Here is a 20901-nt window from a genome sequence, read left to right as displayed (position 1 = left end):
CAGGGCACAAAAATGCAGAAGCGGAGGTCAGTCCTTGTGGATGACGAGGCTCGAAAATTTCTCGGGCTCGGAATAGGCCATCCGCAAATGCGTCAGAAGCGCCATCTGCGGATCGGTCGAGCCACCGGCCATCACTTCGAGCAACTCGCGATGATGGTTGAGCCGCCAGCGCCTGATCTCGCGCGTCACATGCTCCAGCGTCTTGTGCGCGAACAGCGATGTCGTCAGCGAGTCGAGCGTGCGCTCCAGATAGGGGTTGCCCGCCGCCCGCCAGATCACCGCGTGAAACCGCCGGTCGAGTGCCGCGGCATCGGCCAGCGGCCCCTCCCAGGCGTCCATCTGCGCAACCAGATCCTGCAGCTCGCGCATGATTTCCGGCGTCATGTTGGCGCGCGCCAGCTTCATCGCCTCGGCTTCCAGAATGATGCGCATCGAATTGATCTGCTGCACCTCGGTTTCGGAAAGCTTGATCACGAACATGCCACGGCGTTCGAGGCTCATCACAAGCCCCTGCTCCTGCAGCTGCGAAAGCGCCTCGCGCACCGGAATGCGGCTGGTGTTGAACTCGCGTGCCAGATGGCTCTCGTTGAGCCGATCGCCCGGCTTGAAGGTGCCGTCTAGAATCCGTTCGCGCACCTTCCGCTGGATATGATTGCGCAACGTCGAAGGGATTGCTGCCTGAGGCTGCGGCCGTGATGACAAGACGGTTTCGTATTCCATGGGCACCGGTATCAAGGTCGTCCAAAAAGCCGCGAGGGCGGCGCAAGAGCCTGCCGATAGCACATGGAACCCCTCCTCGGCTAGCAGTGCTGCAATGCGTCAATCCATGCCTGACCATCATCGCCGGTGCCAGCGCGGTCAATGATTGTGCCGTGGCAGCGTGTCGCTGATCCGCTGAAACTTCACCGCAAACTCGAAGACCGCACCCGTCGAAAGCGGCCCCACATGCGCGCGATAGAGCGCCTCCCAGGGCGTGTTGCTGCCGGGCACCGGCGGCGGCAGATCGGCCTTGCGCGCGGCGATCTCGTCATCACTCAACAGCGCATCGCAGCGTCCTGTGTTGAGATCGATGCGAAGGCGGTCGCCGGTGCGCAGCCAAGCCAGCCCGCCTCCGGCCGCACTTTCCGGGGAGGCATGCACGATCGACGGGCTATCCGATGTGCCCGATTGGCGGCCGTCGCCCAGCGTGGGCAGGCTGTTGATCCCGCGCTTCAGCAACGCATCGGGCGGCTGCATGTTCACCACTTCGGCCGAGCCCGGCCAGCCGATCGGCCCGGCACCGCGCATCACCAGGATGCAATCCTCGTCGATCGCCAGTGCCGGATCGTTGATGCGGTGGTGATAATCATCGCCGCCCTCGAACACGATCGCGCGCCCTTCGAAAATGCCTTCGGCACCTTCGCGCGCCAGATATCGGGCGCGAAACTGCTCGCTTATCACGCTCACCTTCATCAGCGCGAAATCGAACAGATTGCCGCTCATCGGCACCAGCCCGGCATTGTGCGCCAGGGGCTCCGCATAGGGCAGGATGACATCGGGCATGGTGCTGTGGCGGCCGGCGATGTTTGCGGCAATGCTGCGGCCGGTCACGCTCATCCGCTCGCCGTGGAGCCGCCCCGCTGCCGCCAGTTCGGCCATCACCGCCGGAACCCCGCCGGCGCGATAGAAGTGTTCGGAGAGATACTTGCCCGCTGGCTGCATGTTGACGAGCAGCGGGATATCCTGCGCCTTCCGCCAATCGTCCACAACAAGGTTGATCCCGGCATGGCGCGCCATGGCAGTGATGTGCGGCTGCGCATTGGTTGATCCGCCGATCGCCGCCGTCACGGCAATGGCATCGAGAAACGCCTCGCGCGTCAGGATCGCCGAGGGTTTCAGGTTCGTCTCGACCATGCCGACGATTCGCCGTCCCGTTTCATAGGCAAATTGCCCCCGCTCCTTGTACGCCGCCGGGATCGCGGCACAGCCGGGCAGGGACATGCCGAGCGCCTCGGCAATCGCGTTCATCGTCGACGCCGTGCCCATGGTGTTGCAATGCCCCACCGACGTCGCCGATGCGCAGGCGGCGTCGAGAAACTCCTCCTCGCTGATCTCGCCCGCAGCCAGCCGCTTGCGGCTCTTCCAGATCACCGCCCCCGAACCGACGCGCTCGCCCTCGAACCAGCCATCGAGCATGGGACCGCCCGACAACACGATCGCCGGCAGGTCGACGGTCGCGGCCGCCATCAGCTGGCTCGGCGTGGTCTTGTCGCAACCCGTGGTCAGCACCACCCCGTCGAGCGGATAGGCGTTCAGGATCTCGACCAGGCCGAGATAGGCGAGGTTGCGATCGAGCGCCGCCGTCGGTCGCCGGCAATTCTCGAAGATGGGGTGGACGGGAAACTCCATGGCAATGCCGCCGGCATCGCGGATGCCGTCGCGAATGCGGCTGGCAAGCTGGAGATGGACGCGGTTGCACGGCGACAGGTCGCTGCCCGACTGGGCGATGCCGATGATCGGCCGGCCGGAGCGGAGTTCCTCGGGTGTCAGCCCGTAATTCATGAAACGCTCGAGATAAACGGCGGTCATGTCGCTGCGCGCTTCGTTCGAAAACCAGTCGCTCGAGCGCAACGGTCGCCTCGTCGCCGGTTTGCCGCTCTCGTCGTTCATCGGCTGTCCCCAAGCAATCATTGCCGCGCGCACAAAAGTGCATATAGAAGACACTCGGACTGTGTCAAACAGTCTGCAACCCCGCAGCGCGCTTGCGTTCAGGCACCATCCCCCGGCAAGCTTGGCGCTGCAAGCCTGCCAGCCGCACGACCCGGAACTGCCGACCCATGCAAATGCCCGACCCCGACCAGGCCCTGATCGCCGGACGCGACGCCATCGCCAGCGCCCTGGCGAAGATCGTGCCGAGCGGCGTGATCAGCGATCCCGCGGCGCTGGCGCCCTGGTCGTGCGATGCGCTCACCGCCTATCGGCAGCTGCCGCTTGCCGTGGTGCTGCCACGCACCACCGACGAGGTCGCGGCCGTGCTCGCCTGGTGCCATCAGGCCGGGGTCAAGGTCGTCGCCCGCGGCGCCGGCACCTCGCTTTCCGGCGGGTCGCTGCCGCTCGCCGACGGCATCGTGCTCGGCATGGCCCGCTTCAACCAGGTGCTCGCCATCGATTACGACAATCGCTGTGCCGTGGTGCAGCCCGGTGTCACCAATGCCGCCATCAGCGAGGCAGTTTCCGGTCGCGGCTTCTATTACGCACCCGATCCCTCCAGCCAGATCGCCTGCTCGATCGGCGGCAATGTCGCGGAGAATGCCGGCGGCGTGCACTGCCTCAAATATGGCACCACCACCAACAACCTGCTCGGGGTCGAAATCGTGCTCATCGACGGCACGGTCCTGCGGCTGGGCGGCACGGCACCCGAGGCGCCTGGCTATGATCTGCTCGGCCTCGTCTGCGGGTCGGAAGGCATGCTCGGCGTCGTCACCGAAGTCACGGTGCGTATCTTGCCGCGGCCGCCGCACCAGCGTGCCATGCTTATCGGCTTTCCCGCGGTCGAGGCGGCGGGCGAGTGCGTCGCCAGCATCATCGGCTGCGGCATCATCCCCGCCGCGCTGGAAATCATGGACCGCCCGGCCATCCACGCCGCCGAGGCCTTCGTCAACGCCGGCTACCCGCTCGATGTCGAGGCGCTGATGATCGCCGAGCTCGATGGCGGCATCGAGGAGATCGACGATGCGCTCGCGGTCATCGCCACCATCGCCGCACGGCATGGTGCCACGCTTTGCCGCCCTTCGGAAGGCGAGGCCGAGCGGCTGCTGTTCTGGGCCGGTCGCAAGGCGGCCTTCCCCGCCGTCGGCCGGGTATCCCCCGACTATTATTGCGTCGATGGCACCATCCCGCGGCGCATGCTGGGGCCGGTGCTCGGTCGGATCACCGCCATTGCCGCTGCCGAGGGGCTCGGCGTGGCCAATGTCTTCCATGCCGGCGACGGCAACCTGCATCCGCTCATCCTCTATGATGCCAGCATCCCCGGCGATCTGGAAAAGGCCGAGCGTGTTGGCAGCCGCATCCTGGAAACCTGTGTCGAGGTTGGCGGCGTGCTCACCGGCGAGCATGGCGTCGGCATCGAGAAGCGCGATCTGATGCACAAGCAGTTCACCCCCGTCGATCTGGCCCAACAGCAGCGGGTCAAGGCGGCCTTCGATCCGCGCGCACTGCTCAACCCCGGAAAGGTCTTCCCGGCGCTCAGCCGCTGCGCAGAGGGTGGCGCCGAGCATGTCCATGGCGGCCGACTGAGCTTTCCGGACCTGCCGCGCTTCTGATCATGGCGCTGCTCCGTCCCCAGACCGTCAACGAGGTTGTCGATGCCGTTCGCGCGGCCGGCGCTGCGTCACGCCCGCTGGAGATCCTCGGAAGCGGCACCCGCCGCGGCATCGGCCATCGCGTCCATGCCGAGGATGCGCTCTCGCTCGAAGGACTGGCGGCGATCGTCGATCATGATGCGCCCGAGCTGGTGGTCACCGTCCAGCCCGGCGCTCGGACCGCCGATGTGATCGCGCACCTCGCCACCAGCGGCCAGCGCCTCGCTTTCGAGCCGCCCGACCTGGCGCCGCTCTGGGGCGGTGCTTCCGGCACCGGCACCATCGGCGGCCTTGTCGCTGCCGGCATCGCCGGGCCGCGCCGGCTCGCGGCCGGCGGAGTCCGCGATCATGTCCTCGGCGTCCAGGCGGTCAACGGCCTCGGCGAGGTGTTCGTCGCCGGCGGCAAGGTGCTCAAGAATGTCACCGGCTATGATCTGCCCAAGGTCATGGCCGGGTCATGGGGCACGCTCGCCATCCTCACCGAGATCAGCCTCAAGGCACTGCCGATGCCGGCGGCGACCGGCTCGCTGGTCATCACCGGGCTCGATCCGGCTGCGGCGGTGATGATGATGACCCGCGCGCTGCAAGGTGCCGTGCCGATCACCGGCGCCGCGCATCTGCCCGGCCACCTGGCGCGCACGCTGCTCCGCCTCGAAGGCACACCCCGCGTGTTGTCGGTGCAGCGCGCCGCGCTTGCCGCCAGCCTCGAATGGGAAGCCGATTGGCTGGACGATGCGGAATCGCAGCGCCTCTGGCAGGATATCGCCGCTGTCGGGCCCTTCGTCACCGATGCCGATGCCATGCTCTGGCGGATCATCCTGCCCGCCACCCAGGCCCCCGCCGCGCTCGCCCGGCTGGGCGCGGCCGATGGCCATCTGCTCGATTGGGGCGGAGCGTTGATCTGGCTCTGGCACGCCGCCGATGCGGTCATCGACGTCCGCGCCGCGCTGGCGGCGACCAGCGGCCATGCCATGCTGATGCGCGCACCCGCCGCGATCAAGGCAATGGTCCCGGTCTTCCCGCCGCTGCCGCCGCCACTCGAAGCGCTGCAGGCGCGGGTGCGCACGAGTTTCGATCCCGCCGGTCTTTTCAACCCCGGCCGGCTGAAAGGCTGACGCCATGCAGACCGATTTCACTGCCCGCCAGCGAGAAGACCCCGGCATCGTGACGGCAGCAGGCATCATCCGCAATTGCGTGCATTGCGGCTTCTGCACCGCCACCTGCCCAACCTATCTGCTCACCGGCGACGAGCTCGATTCGCCGCGTGGCCGCATATGGCTGATCAAGGACATGCTCGAAGCCGGCGGGCCGCCCGCCCCGGCCGCCGTCCACCATATCGACCGCTGCCTCGGCTGCCTCAGCTGCCTCACCACCTGCCCGTCGAGCGTCGACTATCGCCAGCTCGTCGATGTCGCCCGCGTGCACATTGCCGAGCATCACCGAAGGCCCTGGCACCAGCGCCTGCTGCGCGGGCTGCTGTCCACGGTGCTCACCCGCCCTGCGCTGTTCGCCGCCGCCGTCTCCGCCGGCCGCCTTGTCCGGCCTCTCGCCGGGCTGCTCCCCGCACCCTTGCAGGCGATGCTGGCGATGGTGCCGGCGAAGGCAGCGACTGCTGCGGCGCCGCGCGCAGGAGTGTTTTCGCCGATTGGTGCCGGTGCCGGTGCCCGCGTTGCGCTCCATGCCGGCTGTGTCCAGCCGGTGTTGCGCCCCGAGATCGACGCCGCGGCCATCCGGCTTCTCAACCGGCACGGCGTCGAGGTGGTCGTGGCCGCAACCGGCCTGTGCTGCGGGGCGCTCGATCATCACATGGGCAAGGAGGATCGCGCCCGCCGCCTCGCCATGGCCAATATCGAAGCCTGGGAAGCCGAGCTTGCCGGGGGCGGCCTCGATGCCATCCTCGTCACCGCCTCGGGTTGTGGCACCGTTGTCCGCCATTACGACGAGCTGTTTGCCAGAGATCCTGCCTGGGCGGCGCGCGCCGCCCGCATCGCCGGCCTCACCCGCGACATATCGGAATATGTCGCCACGCTCGATCTGCTGCCCCCCGTCATCGCCCCTGGCCTTGCCGTTGCCTATCATTCGGCCTGTTCGCTCCAGCATGGCCAGCAGGTCCGTCTGCAGCCACGCCAGTTGCTCGCCGCCAGCGGCTTCGATGTCCGGGAGATCGGCGAGGGCCATATCTGCTGTGGCTCGGCCGGAACCTACAGCATCCTCCAGCCCGAGATGTCGCAAGCCCTGAAGGCCCGCAAGCAAGCCGCCATCGCCCGCACCGGCGCCACGCTCGTCGCCAGCGGCAACATCGGCTGCCTCGAACATCTGTCGAGCGAGGCAGCCCCCACAATCCACCTTGTGGAGCTGCTCGATTGGGCCACTGGAGGACCGCGTCCGTCAGCGCTGCCGGTATCGGGAAACCGGGACGATTCCTGAAAAATTACACCATTGACAGCACTGTATACAGTGTACATACCTTGATCGACGGACCATCGCTGGGATGAGTCAGTTGCTGCGCAGGCGACGATAGATCGCCGCGCTTCCAGGGGGGGTAGGCGCTATGTCAGCTCGGCATGTCGGCATCATTGCGTGCGCCAACATGCAGCTGCGCGCCCCGCCCCTCGCCCCGCCGTACCGCGTTGCTTGATCCACATCGTTCATCATCAACACGCCGCGCCGGCTGTGCTGCCGTAGCGCATTGCTGCTCATCATCCAGGGGGGATGCACCAATGGCAAAGATCGACACGCAAATGGCTGGACATGCCCGCAGCGGCCGCGTGCTGCTCGCTTCCACCGCACTTGCAGCGCTTCTCGCGCTGCCGCAGGCCGCGCAGGCGCAAACTCCCACGCCCTCCACCGAGACTGCCGCAGTCGCCGAGGCGGCGCAGGATGGCAGCGAGATCATCGTCACCGGCACCAGCATCCGCGGCGTCGCACCCACTGGCTCGGCGCTGATCGGCGTCACCCGCGACACGATCCAGGCCAATGCCCCCGCCAATGCTTCCGAGCTGCTCAGCCAGGTGCCCCAGCTCGGCAACTTCGGCGCGAACCATGAGCAGGCAACGGTCGGTCGCTTCCGCACCGGCGGCTTCCTGCCCAACATCCACAACATCGGCATCTTCGCCACGTTGACCCTGTTCAACGGCCACCGCATGGCCGCCGTCGGCGGCGAAGCGGTCCTCCCCGATCCCGGCATCGTCCCCATCCTTGCCGTGCAGCGGGTCGAGATCGTCGCCGACGGCTCGTCGGCAGTCTATGGCTCCGACGCCGTCGCCGGGGTCGCCAACTTCATCTACCGCCGCGACATGGAGGGCTTTGAAGCCCAGGGCACTTATGGCTTCAGCGAAAACTCGTCCTACGAGAAGCGCAATCTGGCGCTGGGCTGGGGCAAGCGCTGGAGCTCCGGCAATTTCATGATCGTCGGCGAATACTCGGGCAACACCCCGCCGACGAACGGCGAATACGACTTCATCCGCGCCGACCAGCGCTTCCGCGGCGGCGCCGACCGACGCGGTACCTCATGCTCGCTCCCCAACGTCACCGCCAATGGTGTCGTCTACGCCTATCCGTCGTTTCTCACCGGCAATGCCAACCGCAACCGTTGCGAGAATCAGCTCGAAAACACCATCATTCCCGAAAGCCGGCGCTACTCGGTGCTCGCCACCATCCGCGAGCAGATCTCCGACACCGTCACGCTCTGGGCCGAGGGCAATTATTCCAACCTGCGAACCAGCAGCATCGCCAACCCTCGCAATTTCAACCTGATCGTTCCCAACACCAATCCCTATTTCGTGCTGCCGCCCGGCGTCACCGCCAGCCAGGTCGCCGTGGTGCGCAACACCCAGGGGCTTTTCGACAACCCGCGCAACCTGCAGCGTTCCGAAGTCATGGGCATCACGCTGGGCGCCGACATCGATGTCGGCGGAGACTGGCAGATCAACCTGCTGACCCACTATTCGAAAACCAATGATTACAACGACCAGCCCGAGGTCGATCTCCAGGTGGCACAGGCCCTCGCCCGGGGGACCACGCGCGCCACGGCATTCAACCCCTTCGGTCAGGCAGCCGACAACAACGCCGATGTGCTGGCGCAGATCAACAACGGGTTCACCCAGATCAACGATACATCGCAATATCTGCGCCAGCTCCAGGTCAAGGCCGATGGCCCGCTGTTTGCTGTTCCGGGCGGTGATGTGCGCGTCGCGGTCGGCACCGATTTCCGCGACGAGCAGGCCAACCAGCTGCAGCTGGGGGGCGTCCCCGGCCCCAATCAGCTGCTGGTGCGCGATGACAACATCTCGCGTTTCGTCGCCGCCGTCTTCACCGAAGTCAACATCCCGCTGTTCAGCGGTGCCAACGCCATTCCGCTCTTCCAGCGGCTCGATCTCGCCGTCTCGGGTCGCTACGATCACTATCAGGGGCTCGGCGGCACCTTCAATCCCAAGTTCGGCATTGTCTGGCAGCCGATCGAGGATCTGACGCTGCGCGGCAGCTGGGGCACCTCGTTCGTCGCTCCCAATCTCGGCCTCATCACCTCCATCTTCGGCGTTCCCCAGCCGGGACAGAATGTTGCCGGCATCGGCACCGTCAACATCTACAACCAGGGCGGCGGCAACCCGGCTCTCACCCCGGAGGACGCCACCACCTATTCGTTCGGCGCCGAGCTGCGCCCGACATTCATTCCCAACCTCAGGTTCGGCGTCACCTATTACAACGTCAAATATTCGAACCTCGTCTACAAGCCGACACAGGCCGATGCCTTCTTCAATCCTGCCTTCGCCTATGCGCTGACCCGCAATCCCACACCCGCGCAGGTGGCCCAGGCCATTGCCGAGGCGCCGCCGCAAAGCCCGGTGCCCGACGTCATCGATTTCATCTTCCGCTCCTACGCCGTCAATCTCGGCAGCCGCAGCATCGACGGGCTGGATTTCGATCTCAACTACACGCTCGACACCGGCATCGGCAATTTCCTTTTCAATATCAACGCCAACCGCCAGCTCGGCTATCGGCAGGAGATCGTTCCCGGATCGGGCTTCCAGGACCTCGTCGGCCGGCAGGAAGCCATCAAGTGGCGGGCCCGCGGCCAGCTTTCGTGGACGCTCGAGGATTTCACGGCCTCGCTGTTCATGAACTACATCGACAGCTACACCAATCCGGGCTCCGTCGCCTTCCCGGAGGTCGACAGCTGGGAGACCTTCGACCTGACCCTGCAATACAACATGCCGCAGGTCCTCAAGGGCAGCCAGATCCAGTTCCGCGCGTCCAACCTGTTCGATCGTTCCCCCCCATTCTACGATGGCACGCTCGGCTATTTTTCCAATCTCGCCTCGCCGTTCGGGCGCACACTCGAAGTTACGCTGCGCACCCGGTTCTGACGCTTGATCCCGCCAGTCCACAGTCATCTGGAGCATTTGCCATGGTCGCCATTTCCCGTCGTGCAGCCCTGGGCTCGGCTCTGGCCGCGAGCATGATCGCAATCGGTCCCGGCTTCGCCAAGGCGCTTGCCGAAGGCACACTGCCACCCAAGTCCCCGGCGGGCATCGCCACCACCGCGCTCTCGACCCGCCTGCGCGCCGCCGGGGTGCCACCGCTGCGCGACAATCCGGTCGCCTATGTCGAATATTGCCGCTCGCTGGGTGCGGGCGGCATCCAGCACCTCATCACCACCGATCTCCCAGCCGTGCGCAAGCGCCTCGACGAGCTCGGCATGTATTATGAAGGCCAGGTCCAGCTGCCCACGCGCCTTGCCGATGACCTGTCGACCTTCGAGAATTCGTTGCGCGCGTCGGCTGCCCTCGGCGCCACCGTCGCTCGTGCCGTCAGCCGCCCGCCGCAGGGCGGCACCGGCCGCCGCTACGAAAGCTTCAAGTCATTGGCCGAATACCGCACATGGCAGGCCGAAGCCGATGCCATTGTCGAGCGCTGCCTGCCGCTCGCCGAGAAGTACAAGGTTGCCATCGCGCTGGAAAATCACAAGGATCGCACCGTCGAAGAGCATGTCGGCTTTCTCCGCCGCTTCAGCAGCCCCTGGCTCGGCAGCCTCATCGATCCCGGCAACAACATGAGCTTCATGGAAGACCCCATTGAAACCGTCACCGCGCTGGCCCCCTGGGTCAAGGCGACCTCGCTCAAGGATATGGGTGTGGCACTTTACGAAGACGGCTTCCTCCTCGCCGAGGTGCCCTTCGGCACCGGAATGACCGACCAGAAGGCGCTGTTCGCGATCATGCGCAAGGCCAACCCGAAGATTCTGCCCACCACCGAGCTCATCACCCGCAACCCGCTCAAGGTGCCGGTGCGCACCCCCGGCTATCTCGCCAGCTTTCCCGAAGCACAGAAGGGCAGGGTGGCGCCCTGGCTCGCAATGGTCGAAGCCAAGGCCACCAGGCTCGATGCGATGGACGGCCTCAGCCCGGCTCAGCAGCTCGAACGCGAAGAGGCTAACAACCGCCAGGTTTTCGCATGGGCCAGCGCCAATCTGGCTTGAGATGCTCGCGTGACGTGGGCAGCAGCGCCGCCTGCGTCAGAGGCTCATCCCGCCATCGACGATGATGTTGCTGCCGCTCATGAAGCGCGCTTCGTCGGATGCCAGCAGCACGGCAATCTCGGCAATTTCCTTGGGCGTGCCGATGCGCCCCATCGGCTGGCGTGCCACAAAGGCCGCACGCGCGGCTGCGGCGTCGCCACTCGCCGCCAGCCGGTCTTCCAGCGACGGGCTGTCGACCGTGCCGGGGCTGATGGCGTTGCAACGCACGCCGCGCCCGATGAAATCGCGCGCCACCGACATCGTCAGCCCGATGACAGCCGCCTTCGACGTGCCATAAGCAAAGCGATTGGGCGCTGCCATCACCGACGAGACGACCGAGGCGATGTTGATGATCGATCCATCGTTGCGATCGAGCATCGCCGGCAGGAACGCCCGGATCGTCGTCGCCATCGACACGACGTTGATGGTGAAGCTGCGCGCAAGGTCTTCGGGTGTGCCATCGAGGATGCTGCCATTCGCCACCCAGCCGGCACAATTGACCAGCACCCCCGCTTCCGGAAATGCCGCAGCCGCCTCCCCGACCGATTGCGGATCGGTCACGTCCATCCGCCGGAAGCGCACCGCCGATCCCTCGAACAGGCTCGCCAGCCGGTCCTCCTGCAGGTCGGTGGCGATCACGCTGGCGCCTTCCCGAACGAACGCCTCGACGATGGCAAGGCCGATGCCCTGTGCGGCCCCGGTCACAAGGGCAGTCTTTCCTGAAAGCCGGTCGGTCATGCAGCAACGATCCTCATGCAGCGTAAAGGCTGGCGGCGCCGTCGATCCGCAGCACCTGCCCGGAAACGAAGCTCGATTGATCCGAGGCGAGGAAGGCAACGACCCGCGCCACTTCTTCGGGCCGCGCATAGCGATCGAGCGAGGGGCCCTCGCCCATCATTCGCGGATCGGTCTGGCGGGTGGCGAGGAAGCGGGCGCTGGTGGCGGGGCCGGGGGACACCACATTCACCCGTACGCCGAGGTCGCGCATCTCGAGCGCCAGGCAACGGGTGTAATGCACCACAGCCGCCTTCGCACATCCATAGACCACTTCTGGAGACACCGCCTGATGGGCATTGAGCGACCCGAAATTGATCACGCTGCCCTTGTTGCGCAGCGCCATGCCCGGGACCACGGCGCGGCACATCAGCATCGTGCCGATGAAGTTGCGCTGCAGCACCGCCATTGCATCGGCGAGGCTGATGTCGAGAGCGCCATTGGGACTTGGCTTGGTGTTGGCCGCCCCGATATCGCCGCCGGCGCAGTTGACGAGAATAGAGATCGGCCCGAGCGTTTCCGACACGCGCGCCACCATTGCCGCCACCGCCGCCTCGTCGCAGATGTCGCCAGTCACGCCCACAGTGGCGACTCCGCGGCTGGCGATCGCCGCCGCAACCGCTGTCAGATTGGCTTCCTCGCCATATTGCGCCGAAGCCTCTTCGGAAATGTCGTGCACCGCCACCGCGGCGCCGAGGTCGGCCAGATGCTGCGCGATGCACCGCCCCAATCCGCGCCCCGATCCGGTCACCAGGGCGACGCTGCCATCGAGCCCTGCCGCCAGCGCTTCGAGCTGCGTGGCGTCGCCCTTCGTGGTCCCGACCAAATTGTGCATCTCCCCACCTTCCTGCCGTCATCGGTCTGTATCGCCAGCGCCGGGGATCATGTGCGACACGGCCCCCGGTGTCATCGCACGACCTTTGATGAGCCGTTGACCCAGCGTTGACAAGCAGAAAATGGTATTTAGTATACATCGAAAGCTGTCGACCGATGGGGGCGGCGCACAGAGTAAAGTGCTGCTGCATGTCGTCAGAAAAACAAGGGATTATCATGGGGAAGCGCATCTCGGGGTCAACCGGCATCCGGTCACCCGGCCAGTGGTGATGAAGCCTACCCGCGTCCGCTACGGCGTTGTCGGCTTCGCACTTTCGCTCGCCATTCTCGCCTATGTGCAGCGGGTTGCCATTTCCCAGGCCGCCGGCCCGATTTCGGCCGACCTCGGGCTCGACAAGGTCGAGATGGGGCTGATCTTCGGCGCCTTCGGCCTGTCCTATGCGCTGTTCGAGATCCCAATGGGGCTGCTGGGGGACAAGCTCGGCGTGCGCCGGGTGCTCGCCCAGATCGTCATCTTGTGGTCGTTCTTCACCGCCCTCACGGGTGCTGCGTGGAACCTCACTTCGATGTGGATCATCCGCTTCCTGTTCGGTGCCGGCGAGGCGGGCTGCTTCCCCAATCTCACCCGCATGCTCACCCAATGGTTGCCGCGCGGTGAGCGCGTCAAGGCGCAGGCACTCATGTGGGCCTCCACACGCTGGGGTGCCGCCGTCACCCCGCCGCTGGTGCTCGTCGGCATCACGTTGTTCGGCTGGCGCTGGGCGTTCGTCATCTTCGGGCTGATGGGCGTCGTTTGGGCCCTGTTCTTCCTCAGCCGCTTCAAGGAGCGCCCGCAGGACAATCCCAAGGTCAACGAAGCCGAGCTGGCGCTGCTCGCCGAATCGCAAGCGCTGGTCACCCAGGAGCATGGCGGCTGGCTGCAGCTGCTGCTCAAGCCGCAGGCGCTGCTGCTCATGGTCCAGTATTTCTGCTGGTCCTATGTCTGGTATTTCTTCGTCACCTGGATGCCCACCTATCTCGGCGAGGCCTGGGGGCAGTCGGCGGCGGAAACCGCCGGGCTCTCGGTGCTGCCGCTGTTCATGGGCGGCGCCGGGTCGCTCGTCTCGGGCATGATCCCGCTGCGCGTGCCGCGGCGGCTGGTGGCGATCGGCGCGTTCATCGCGGTCGGCTCGCTGCTGCTGATCATCCCGCAGGCAACGAATGTCGGCGTGGCGATCGCGCTGCTCGCCGCGATCAGCTTCTCAGGCGATCTCAGCGTGCCGATCTCGTGGAACACCTGTGTCGAGATGGGCAAGCGCTACACCGCCACCATGGGTGCCTCGATGAACATGTTCGCCAATTTCTCGGGCTTCCTCGCCCCGGTCGTCGGCGGCATGATCCTCGCAGACGCCACCAAGAGCTGGAACTTCATGCTCTATGTCATGGCCGGCGTTGCCTTCTTCGGCGCCTTCTGCTGGCTCTTCATCAAGGTCCCCGAGCCCGACCCTGAGCCCGACCTCGTCGTCGCTCCGGCCCTCTGACAAGGTAACAGCAATGAAAATCGATCTCTCCGGCCGCACCGCGGTCATCATCGGCGCCTCGGGCGGCCTCGGCGAGGCGATGGCCGTGTCGCTCGCGGAAGCCGGCGCATCGCTCGTGCTCGTCGGCCGCAACACCGGCAAGCTCGATACCGTTGCCGCAGCGGTCCGTGCGCACGGCGTCACCGCGCATGTCTTCGCTGCCGATGTGACCGACGAGGCCAGCGTGGCGACGCTGAGGGACAGCATCACCGAAAGCGTCGGCGCTCCGCAGATCCTCATCAACAGTGCGGGCACCAACATCCGCAAGAACCTCGTCGATTTCACCCTCGACGAGTTCCGCAGTGTCGTCGATTCCAGCCTGATCAGCACCTTTCTCGCTTGCCGCGCCTTCGTGCCCGGCATGGTCGGCACCGGCTACGGCCGGATCATCAACCTCGCCTCGATCATGGCGCACATCTCGTTGCCGGGACGCACTGCCTATTCCTCGGCAAAGTCGTCGCTCCTCGGCCTCACCCGTGCCCTCAGCCTCGAGCTGGCCGGCGATGGCATAACCGTCAACGGCATCAGCCCCGGCCCGATCGGCACCCCGCTCAACGCGCCGGTGATGAACGATCCCGTCGCCAATGCGCAGTTTCTCGCCAGCCTGCCGGTCGGCCGCTGGGGCCGCCCCGAGGAGATCGGCGGCCTCGCCTGCTATCTGTGTTCCGATCTCGCCGGCTTCGTCACCGGCGGGGACTTCATCATCGATGGCGGCTGGACCGTCAGATGAGTTGGCGATTGCCGGTCGCAGCACTCATATCAGCACTGGCAGCATCGCTTTTCGTTGCCGATGGCGCAGGCGCGCAGCAGCCGGTCAGCCCCGGCCGCCTGCTTCAGCAGCAGATGGCCACCACCTATGAGGAAAGCTGCTCGGGCTGCCACGGCACCGATCTCGCCGGCGGGCGCGGGCCGAGCCTCTTCAATCCGCAGCTGCTGGCCGCGCGCACCGATGCCGATCTCTTCCAGAAGATAAAGAAGGGCGTGGACGGCGCCGAAATGCCGGCGTTCGACGAGGTGCTCGAGGACCAGGTGATCTGGCAGCTGATCGCATGGATGCGCATCCGCTCCGACGTGTCGGTGGCAAAACCGGTCTTCGTCGCCGATCCCGCCAATGTCGAGATTGCCTCGGAAAAGCAGAAATTTCGCATCCATATTGTTGCCAGCGTGCTCGACACGCCATGGGGGCTGGCCTTCCTGCCCGATCGACGGCTGCTCGTCACCGAGCGGCCGGGCCGGTTGCGGATCATCGACAGCACCGGCCGGCTGCAGCCGACGCCGGTCGCCGGCACCCCCAAGGTGTGGGAGCGACAGGATGGCGGACTGCTCGATGTCGCCGTCCATCCGGATTATCGGCGCAATGGCTGGATCTACCTCGGTTATTCCGAACTGCAGCCCGGCTACACCGTGCCCGCCAATCCGCCGCCGGTGCCGCCCGGCGCACAGCCGCCCAATCATCCATCGATGACAGTCATTGTCCGCGGCAAGCTCGATCGGCGCAATCGCTGGGTGGCGCAGCAGGAAATCTTCCGCGCGCCCTCCAGCCTCTACACCACCAGCGGGTCGCACTATGGCACGCGCTTCGGCTTCGGCGCCGATGGCAAGCTGTACTTCACCCTGGGGGAGCGCGGCGAGATCGCCAACGCCCAGTCGCTCGCAACCCCGCTTGGCAAGATACACCGCGTCAACGACGATGGCAGCGTCCCCGCCGACAATCCGCTGGTGGGCCGCGCGGATGCGGTGCCCACGATCTGGTCATGGGGGCATCGCAATCCGCAAGGGCTCGCCTGGGACAAGCGCACCGGGCTGCTGTGGGAGGCCGAGCATGGCCCGCAGGGCGGCGATGAGATCAACATCGTCGAGCCGGGAAAAAACTATGGCTGGGGCGTGATCACAGCTGGGCTGCAGCCGGGCATCACGCTCCGCGAGGCGCCGGGCATGGAACAACCTATCGCTGCCTACACCCCGCGCATCTCGCCGTCGGGCATCCACTTCTACACCGGCGATCGCTATCCGGGCTGGAAGAACAGCCTGTTCGTCACCGGGCTGGCCGGCCAGCAGCTTCGCCGACTGGAAATCGACGGCCGCCGGATCACCCATCAGGAGATCGTCTTCCAGCAGTTCGGGCGGACGCGGACCGTGACCACCGGCCCCGACGGGCTGCTCTACGTGCTGCTGCAAAACCCGACCGGCGCCGGCACGCCCTATGGCCTGTCCGAGGCCTCTCCGGGCCTCGTCGTGCGACTGGAGCCGCTGCCATGAAGCTCATCCTCGCCTCGCTGTTGCTGGCAAGCCCCGTCTATGCCGGCACGGCGCAGACCAGCGTCTTCGGCACGTCGCAAGCCGGCGAGACCGTGCGACTCGTCACCCTGACCAACAAGGCCGGACATATCGTCCGCTTTTCGGCGCGCGGCGGCACCATCACCGAGATCCTGGCACCCGACCGCGCCGGCAAGCTGGCCAACATCGTGCTGGGCAAGCCCGATTTCGCCGCCTGGGAAAAGGCCGGGTCGTTCAACAGCGTCGTCGGCCGCTATGCCAACCGCATCGCCGGCGGTGGCTTCACGCTCGATGGCACCTTCCACAAGCTGCCCTCCAACCCCAACACCGGCGTTGCCATCCATGGCGGCCCCGGCGGGTTGGCGTCCAAACTCTGGGATGTGGAAACCTTCGAGACGGCCACCACCGCCGGCGCCATCATGCGCTTCACCAGCCCCGATGGCGACAATGGCTATCCCGGCACGCTCAAGCTGACGATGACCTACACGCTCACCGACGCCGGCGCGCTGCGTATCGACTATGTCGCCACCACCGACAAGCCGACCATCATCAACCTCACCAACCACAGCTACTTCAATCTCGGCGGTGCCGCGTCGGGCCCGGTCTATGGCCATGTCATGCAGGTGCTGGCGCGGCGCTACACCCCCACCGACGAAAAGCAGATCCCCACCGGCGAGCTTGCCCCCGTCGCCGGCACGCCGTTCGATTTCGCCCGCCCGGCAACGCTCGGTTCGGCGCTCTACGCCGTGCATCCGCAATTGCAGCTGGCCAAGGGCATCGACCATAATTTCGTCCTCGACGCAGCCCCCGGCGTGCTGGCGACGGCAGTGCGGCTGCACGATCCGGTCAGCGGTCGCCAGATGGAGGTTCGCACCACCGAGCCCGGGGTGCAGATCTACACCGGCAACCAGCTCAGCGGCGCGCAGATCGGCGCCGGCGGCCGCGTGCTGCGCCAGTCGGACGGCGTGGCGTTCGAAACCCAGCACTTCCCCGACAGCCCCAACCGGCCGAATTTCCCTTCCACCGTCCTGCGCCCGGGCGAAACCTTCCAGTCGGCCACCGAGTTCGTTTTCTCCACCGACCGCACGCCGTTCTGGAAGAAGCAATGACCCGCATCGCACCCCCCATGATCGCTCTTGCGCTGGCGGCGGGCCTCGCGTGCGCGCCCGCCGCGGCCAGGGACATGCGGCTCATCGCCATCGATGTCGAAGGCGGTGCCGCCAATCTCTACATCACGCCCGGTGGCAAATCGCTGCTGATCGATACCGGCTTTCCGACCGGCATGGGCGGCCCGCGCCCGGCACCGGGACAGGCGCGCCCGCCGCCCGGCACCAGCAGCGCCCAGCGGATCGTCGCGGCGGCGCGCGCCGCGGGGCTGTCGCGCATCGATCACGTCCTCGTCACCCATTATCACGCCGATCATGTCGGCGGCGTCTTCGATCTCATTCCGCTGATCGAGATCGGCGAGTTCATCGATCACGGCCCCAACCGCGAAATGCCGCCCCCCGGCACCACTCCCGGCCCCTTCGCACCGGTCAACAGCTATCCGCGCTACGAAGCCGCCATCGCCGGCAAGCCGCGCCGGATCATGAAAGCCGGCGACCGCCTGATGATCGACGGACTCGAGATGACCGCCGTCGCCAGCGACGGCGATGTGCTGCCGCGCGAGGGCAGGGCGGGCACGACCTGCGAGGCCGCCGTCACCGAGGAGCGCGACGGCGGTGAAGAGAACTGGCGGTCGCTCGGCGTCTTGCTGCGCTGGGGCAAGGCGCGGCTGCTGGCGCTGGGGGACGCGACGCTGCGCCTCGAAAATCGCCTGGTCTGCCCCCGCGACCGCGTGGGCCGGGTCGATCTCATGTTTGCCAGCAACCATGGCAGCGAGAATGCCGGCAGCGAGCCGCTTTACCGAACGCTTCGGCCGCGTGTCGTGATCGTCTCCAACGGCCCCACCAAGGGCGGGGACGGCTCGGTGCTCACGCGGCTGGGCGCCATGCCAGACATGGCGCTGTGGCAGCTCCATTTTGCCAATCGCAGTCCGGAGGCCAACACCGCGCCCGAACGGATCGCCAACACCGATGCGGCGACCGACCATAATCTTGTCGTCACGGTTTCGGACACCGGCGCCATTGCCATTGCCAATCCGCGCACCGGCGTGACGACCCGCTACTCGCGCCGCGCCGCTGCCGGCGGTGGCTGATCGGTCAGCCGGCCGAGCAGCTTCATCGCATAGAGCATGATCCGCTCGCGCACCGGCTTGGTCGGCTCGCTCGTCGCCGGCAACCGCAACCGCTCCAGTGCGGCAATCGCGCTGTCGTCGCCTTCGTCGGGGTGCATCGCCACCCAATAGAGCAGCTTCGGAAGGTCCGCCGCCGGCACCTCCGCCTCCAGCCGCTCCAGCACCAGCAGCGGCACATGGCGCTCGAAGCCGTCCATTTGCAGAAGGTCGGGCACCGCCGCCACCGTCAGCAGGTTGCGCACCCGCTGCACCGGATCCGCCACCTTGGCGGGCGGCCACGATGGCAGCCGCACGCTCAGCAGTGCGATCTGCTCGGCCACCACCGGGTCCATCGCTTCGCCGGCCGACGCGATGGGCGACACCAGCCCGCCATCGGGCGGCAGCGCTTCAAAGGCGATCCGCGCATAGTCTGCCGGTCCCACGGCTTGCCAGCCCGGCGGGCGCGGCGGGGGCAGCGGCGCGATTACGGGCTCGGGGGCAGGCTCGGGCACCTTCTCGGGTTCGGTGGCGACGGGCGGTTCGGCCGGCGTGTCGGCAGCCTGCTCCCGCGCGGGGACCGGCGGCGCGGCCAGAAAATCCGTCACCGGCCCGATCCGGGCGATGTCGCGGCCGGCAGGGGCCACGCGGCCGGTGCCGATCGCCGCCAACCCCACAGCACCCCAGGCGGCGAGCGCCACAAGCAGCCAGCCGGTCGTCCTGCCGCTGCGCGCCGGCGCCACCGGCTGCCAGCGGAACAGGGCCGATGCCGCAGCAAAGGCCGCCCCGCCGATCACCACCAGCGCCCCCAGCTCGAACCGGACCGCACTTATGCCGAGCCCGGTCACATTGGCCTGCAGCGCCGTCACTGCATGGCGGCCGGGGAGGAACACGGACAGCGTCAGCGCCCAATCGGGAAGGCTGGTGAGCGGCACCGCCACACCGCCGACGATCAGCATCGGCAGGAACAGGCACTGGCCGAGCGCCTGCACCGCCGGCACATTGGGCACCAGCATGGCGATGACGGCACCCAGCCCCAGAAAAGCAAAGCTCGCCGCCAGCAGCGCCACCGCGAGGCCGATGGGGTGGACCGGCCACGGCATCCCGAGCGCGCGCGCCAGCAGCAGTTGCAGCGCCACGGCCGCCAGCAGCAGCGCCAGCCGCACCAGCAGCGTCGCTCCCACGAACACCGGCGTGGGCGTCGGCGTCAGCCGGAAGCGACGCCAGATGCCGGCCTCTCGCTCGCTCACCATCTGCGTCGGCAGCCCGAAGCACGCTGCCCCCAGGATCGTCACCGTCAGAAACTGCCCCGCATGCAGCGCCAGCGGCACCGGATCATTGCGATACAGCGCCCAGAACGCCACCAGGAACAGCAGCGGAAACACGAAGCCATAGACGAGCGCGATCCGGTTGCGCAGGTTCATCCGCACCATCGCCAGCGACAGGGCGCCAAGCTCAGCCATCGGCACGCCGTACCATTGCCACGATCAGTGCCTCGAGGCTGGCGGTTTCGGTGGCGATATCGACAATCGCGATGTCAGCGGTCGCCAGCGCCGCCCCCAGCCGTGCAAGCACGGCGCGCAGATCGCCGCCGGAAAACACCATCAACTCGCCGTCCTGCGCCAGTCGTGCGTCGCCGGCAATCTCCGCTGCAACGGTGTCGGGCACCGCCGGGCGCGTGCGCACGCGCAGCCGCACCAGCCCGCCAGCGTCTTCGATCAGCGCCCCCGGCGATCCTGCCGCAACCACGCGTCCCGCCGCCATCACCACCACCCGGTCACACAGCCGCGCCGCCTCGGCGAGATCGTGGGTGGCGATGAGCAGGCCGCGCCCGCTGCTGCGCAACGTTTCGATAAGGCCATGGAAGTCGTCGCGGATTGCCGGATCGAGCCCGGCCCCTGGCTCGTCGAGGATCAGCAGCGGCGGATCGCCGATCAGCGCCAGTGCCAGCGCCAGCCGCTGGCGCTGCCCGCCCGAAAGCGTCTCGCAGCGCGCTCCCGCCTTGCCGGCCAGCCCGAACCGATCGATCAGGCCATCGGTGTCGGCGCCGCCATGCAGCACTGCAAACAGCGCCACCGTCTCGGCCACCGTCAACCGCGGCGGCAACCCCGTCGATTGCAACGCCACCCCGCACAGCCGCCGCGCTCCCCGCGGGTCGGCTCCAGCATCGACTCCGGCGATGCGGATCGTCCCCGCATCGGGCGTCGCCAGCCCGGCGATGCATTCGATCAGGCTGGTCTTGCCGGCGCCGTTTGCCCCCAGCAGCCCCACGATCTCGCCCGGCGCCACCATCAGGTCCACGCCGGCCACCGCCGCGGTCGTGCCATGGCGCTTCACCAGCCCCGCCACCGCCAGCAGCGGCGCCCCGGAGTCGGCAAGGCGCGCCAT

Annotated in this window: 16 protein-coding genes; 10 read left to right on the top strand and 6 right to left on the bottom strand. The window is 67.0% G+C overall.

Annotation, left to right across the window (positions count from 1 at the left end; all coding sequences use genetic code 11):
• Window positions 1–27 precede the first annotated feature (27 nt).
• On the bottom strand, window positions 28–720 hold the full coding sequence (locus FHS79_RS03250; RefSeq protein WP_243452618.1) for a GntR family transcriptional regulator: 693 nt from the start codon (window positions 718–720) through the stop codon (window positions 28–30).
• A 138-nt stretch (window positions 721–858) separates the two neighbouring features.
• Entirely contained in the window at window positions 859–2649 is a 1791-nt protein-coding gene (locus tag FHS79_RS03245; RefSeq protein WP_184195323.1) for an IlvD/Edd family dehydratase, read from the bottom strand.
• 167 nt (window positions 2650–2816) lie between these two features.
• Here FHS79_RS03245 and FHS79_RS03240 point away from each other — a divergent pair, with 167 nt between their 5' ends.
• From FHS79_RS03240 to FHS79_RS03220, 5 genes are all read left to right on the top strand, one after another.
• Window positions 2817–4301 carry an FAD-linked oxidase C-terminal domain-containing protein gene (locus FHS79_RS03240; RefSeq protein WP_184195319.1) on the top strand — a complete coding sequence of 495 codons (1485 nt, stop codon included), beginning with the start codon at window positions 2817–2819 and terminating at the stop codon, window positions 4299–4301.
• A gap of 2 nt (window positions 4302–4303) precedes the next feature.
• Window positions 4304–5455, top strand: a complete 1152-nt coding sequence (glcE, locus tag FHS79_RS03235; RefSeq protein WP_184195316.1) for a glycolate oxidase subunit GlcE — start codon at window positions 4304–4306, stop codon at window positions 5453–5455.
• 4 nt (window positions 5456–5459) lie between these two features.
• Window positions 5460–6767 (top strand): glycolate oxidase subunit GlcF, encoded by a 1308-nt coding sequence (gene glcF / locus FHS79_RS03230; RefSeq protein ID WP_184195313.1) that lies wholly within the window; start codon window positions 5460–5462, stop codon window positions 6765–6767.
• Window positions 6768–7060: 293 nt separating this feature from the next.
• Entirely contained in the window at window positions 7061–9706 is a 2646-nt protein-coding gene (locus FHS79_RS03225) for a TonB-dependent receptor domain-containing protein (protein ID WP_184195310.1), read from the top strand.
• 92 nt (window positions 9707–9798) lie between these two features.
• Window positions 9799–10818, top strand: coding sequence for a sugar phosphate isomerase/epimerase family protein (locus FHS79_RS03220; RefSeq protein WP_184195307.1), 1020 nt, complete (start codon window positions 9799–9801; stop codon window positions 10816–10818).
• A 36-nt stretch (window positions 10819–10854) separates the two neighbouring features.
• Here the strand turns inward: FHS79_RS03220 and FHS79_RS03215 are convergent, their stop codons facing one another.
• Both FHS79_RS03215 and FHS79_RS03210 read right to left on the bottom strand, forming a co-directional pair.
• On the bottom strand, window positions 10855–11595 hold the full coding sequence (locus FHS79_RS03215) for an SDR family oxidoreductase (protein WP_184195304.1): 741 nt from the start codon (window positions 11593–11595) through the stop codon (window positions 10855–10857).
• Window positions 11596–11608: 13 nt separating this feature from the next.
• A complete protein-coding gene (locus FHS79_RS03210; protein WP_184195301.1) occupies window positions 11609–12466 on the bottom strand; it encodes an SDR family NAD(P)-dependent oxidoreductase in 858 nt (285 codons plus the stop codon).
• A gap of 268 nt (window positions 12467–12734) precedes the next feature.
• Here FHS79_RS03210 and FHS79_RS03205 point away from each other — a divergent pair, with 268 nt between their 5' ends.
• The 5 genes from FHS79_RS03205 to FHS79_RS03185 are packed head-to-tail and all read left to right on the top strand — an operon-like array spanning window position 12735 to window position 18498.
• Window positions 12735–13985: an MFS transporter gene (locus FHS79_RS03205; protein WP_184195298.1), complete on the top strand. Its 1251-nt coding sequence runs from the start codon at window positions 12735–12737 to the stop codon at window positions 13983–13985.
• Window positions 13986–13998: 13 nt separating this feature from the next.
• Window positions 13999–14754 carry an SDR family NAD(P)-dependent oxidoreductase gene (locus tag FHS79_RS03200; protein WP_184195295.1) on the top strand — a complete coding sequence of 252 codons (756 nt, stop codon included), beginning with the start codon at window positions 13999–14001 and terminating at the stop codon, window positions 14752–14754.
• Window positions 14751–16283 carry a PQQ-dependent sugar dehydrogenase gene (locus FHS79_RS03195; protein ID WP_184195292.1) on the top strand — a complete coding sequence of 511 codons (1533 nt, stop codon included), beginning with the start codon at window positions 14751–14753 and terminating at the stop codon, window positions 16281–16283. Before FHS79_RS03200 ends, FHS79_RS03195 begins: the two co-directional genes overlap by 4 nt.
• A complete protein-coding gene (locus FHS79_RS03190) occupies window positions 16280–17410 on the top strand; it encodes an aldose epimerase family protein (protein WP_184195288.1) in 1131 nt (376 codons plus the stop codon). The genes FHS79_RS03195 and FHS79_RS03190 overlap by 4 nt, the downstream gene beginning before the upstream one ends.
• Window positions 17407–18498, top strand: coding sequence for a ComEC/Rec2 family competence protein (locus FHS79_RS03185; protein WP_184195285.1), 1092 nt, complete (start codon window positions 17407–17409; stop codon window positions 18496–18498). The genes FHS79_RS03190 and FHS79_RS03185 overlap by 4 nt, the downstream gene beginning before the upstream one ends.
• Here the strand turns inward: FHS79_RS03185 and FHS79_RS03180 are convergent.
• Window positions 18465–19976: an ABC transporter permease gene (locus FHS79_RS03180; RefSeq protein WP_184195282.1), complete on the bottom strand. Its 1512-nt coding sequence runs from the start codon at window positions 19974–19976 to the stop codon at window positions 18465–18467. The genes FHS79_RS03185 and FHS79_RS03180 overlap by 34 nt on opposite strands.
• Window positions 19969–20901: an ABC transporter ATP-binding protein gene (locus FHS79_RS03175; RefSeq protein WP_184195279.1), complete on the bottom strand. Its 933-nt coding sequence runs from the start codon at window positions 20899–20901 to the stop codon at window positions 19969–19971. Before FHS79_RS03175 ends, FHS79_RS03180 begins: the two co-directional genes overlap by 8 nt.

This window comes from Polymorphobacter multimanifer (assembly GCF_014205635.1).
Classification (GTDB): domain Bacteria; phylum Pseudomonadota; class Alphaproteobacteria; order Sphingomonadales; family Sphingomonadaceae; genus Sandarakinorhabdus; species Sandarakinorhabdus multimanifer.
The sequence above is the reverse complement of the archived record's forward strand: the minus strand, read 5'-3'. Positions and strand labels throughout refer to the sequence as shown.

What these genes read in the sequence shown, in the direction of transcription:
- FHS79_RS03250 (WP_243452618.1), bottom strand. Translation starts at nt 720, where the DNA reads ATGGAATACGAAACCGTCTTGTCATCACGGCCGCAGCCTCAGGCAGCA.
- FHS79_RS03245 (WP_184195323.1), bottom strand. Translation starts at nt 2,649, where the DNA reads ATGAACGACGAGAGCGGCAAACCGGCGACGAGGCGACCGTTGCGCTCG.
- FHS79_RS03240 (WP_184195319.1), top strand. Translation starts at nt 2,817, where the DNA reads ATGCAAATGCCCGACCCCGACCAGGCCCTGATCGCCGGACGCGACGCC.
- glcE (WP_184195316.1), top strand. Translation starts at nt 4,304, where the DNA reads ATGGCGCTGCTCCGTCCCCAGACCGTCAACGAGGTTGTCGATGCCGTT.
- glcF (WP_184195313.1), top strand. Translation starts at nt 5,460, where the DNA reads ATGCAGACCGATTTCACTGCCCGCCAGCGAGAAGACCCCGGCATCGTG.
- FHS79_RS03225 (WP_184195310.1), top strand. Translation starts at nt 7,061, where the DNA reads ATGGCAAAGATCGACACGCAAATGGCTGGACATGCCCGCAGCGGCCGC.
- FHS79_RS03220 (WP_184195307.1), top strand. Translation starts at nt 9,799, where the DNA reads ATGATCGCAATCGGTCCCGGCTTCGCCAAGGCGCTTGCCGAAGGCACA.
- FHS79_RS03215 (WP_184195304.1), bottom strand. Translation starts at nt 11,595, where the DNA reads ATGACCGACCGGCTTTCAGGAAAGACTGCCCTTGTGACCGGGGCCGCA.
- FHS79_RS03210 (WP_184195301.1), bottom strand. Translation starts at nt 12,466, where the DNA reads ATGCACAATTTGGTCGGGACCACGAAGGGCGACGCCACGCAGCTCGAA.
- FHS79_RS03205 (WP_184195298.1), top strand. Translation starts at nt 12,735, where the DNA reads ATGAAGCCTACCCGCGTCCGCTACGGCGTTGTCGGCTTCGCACTTTCG.
- FHS79_RS03200 (WP_184195295.1), top strand. Translation starts at nt 13,999, where the DNA reads ATGAAAATCGATCTCTCCGGCCGCACCGCGGTCATCATCGGCGCCTCG.
- FHS79_RS03195 (WP_184195292.1), top strand. Translation starts at nt 14,751, where the DNA reads ATGAGTTGGCGATTGCCGGTCGCAGCACTCATATCAGCACTGGCAGCA.
- FHS79_RS03190 (WP_184195288.1), top strand. Translation starts at nt 16,280, where the DNA reads ATGAAGCTCATCCTCGCCTCGCTGTTGCTGGCAAGCCCCGTCTATGCC.
- FHS79_RS03185 (WP_184195285.1), top strand. Translation starts at nt 17,407, where the DNA reads ATGACCCGCATCGCACCCCCCATGATCGCTCTTGCGCTGGCGGCGGGC.
- FHS79_RS03180 (WP_184195282.1), bottom strand. Translation starts at nt 19,976, where the DNA reads ATGGCTGAGCTTGGCGCCCTGTCGCTGGCGATGGTGCGGATGAACCTG.
- FHS79_RS03175 (WP_184195279.1), bottom strand. Translation starts at nt 20,901, where the DNA reads ATGGCGCGCCTTGCCGACTCCGGGGCGCCGCTGCTGGCGGTGGCGGGG.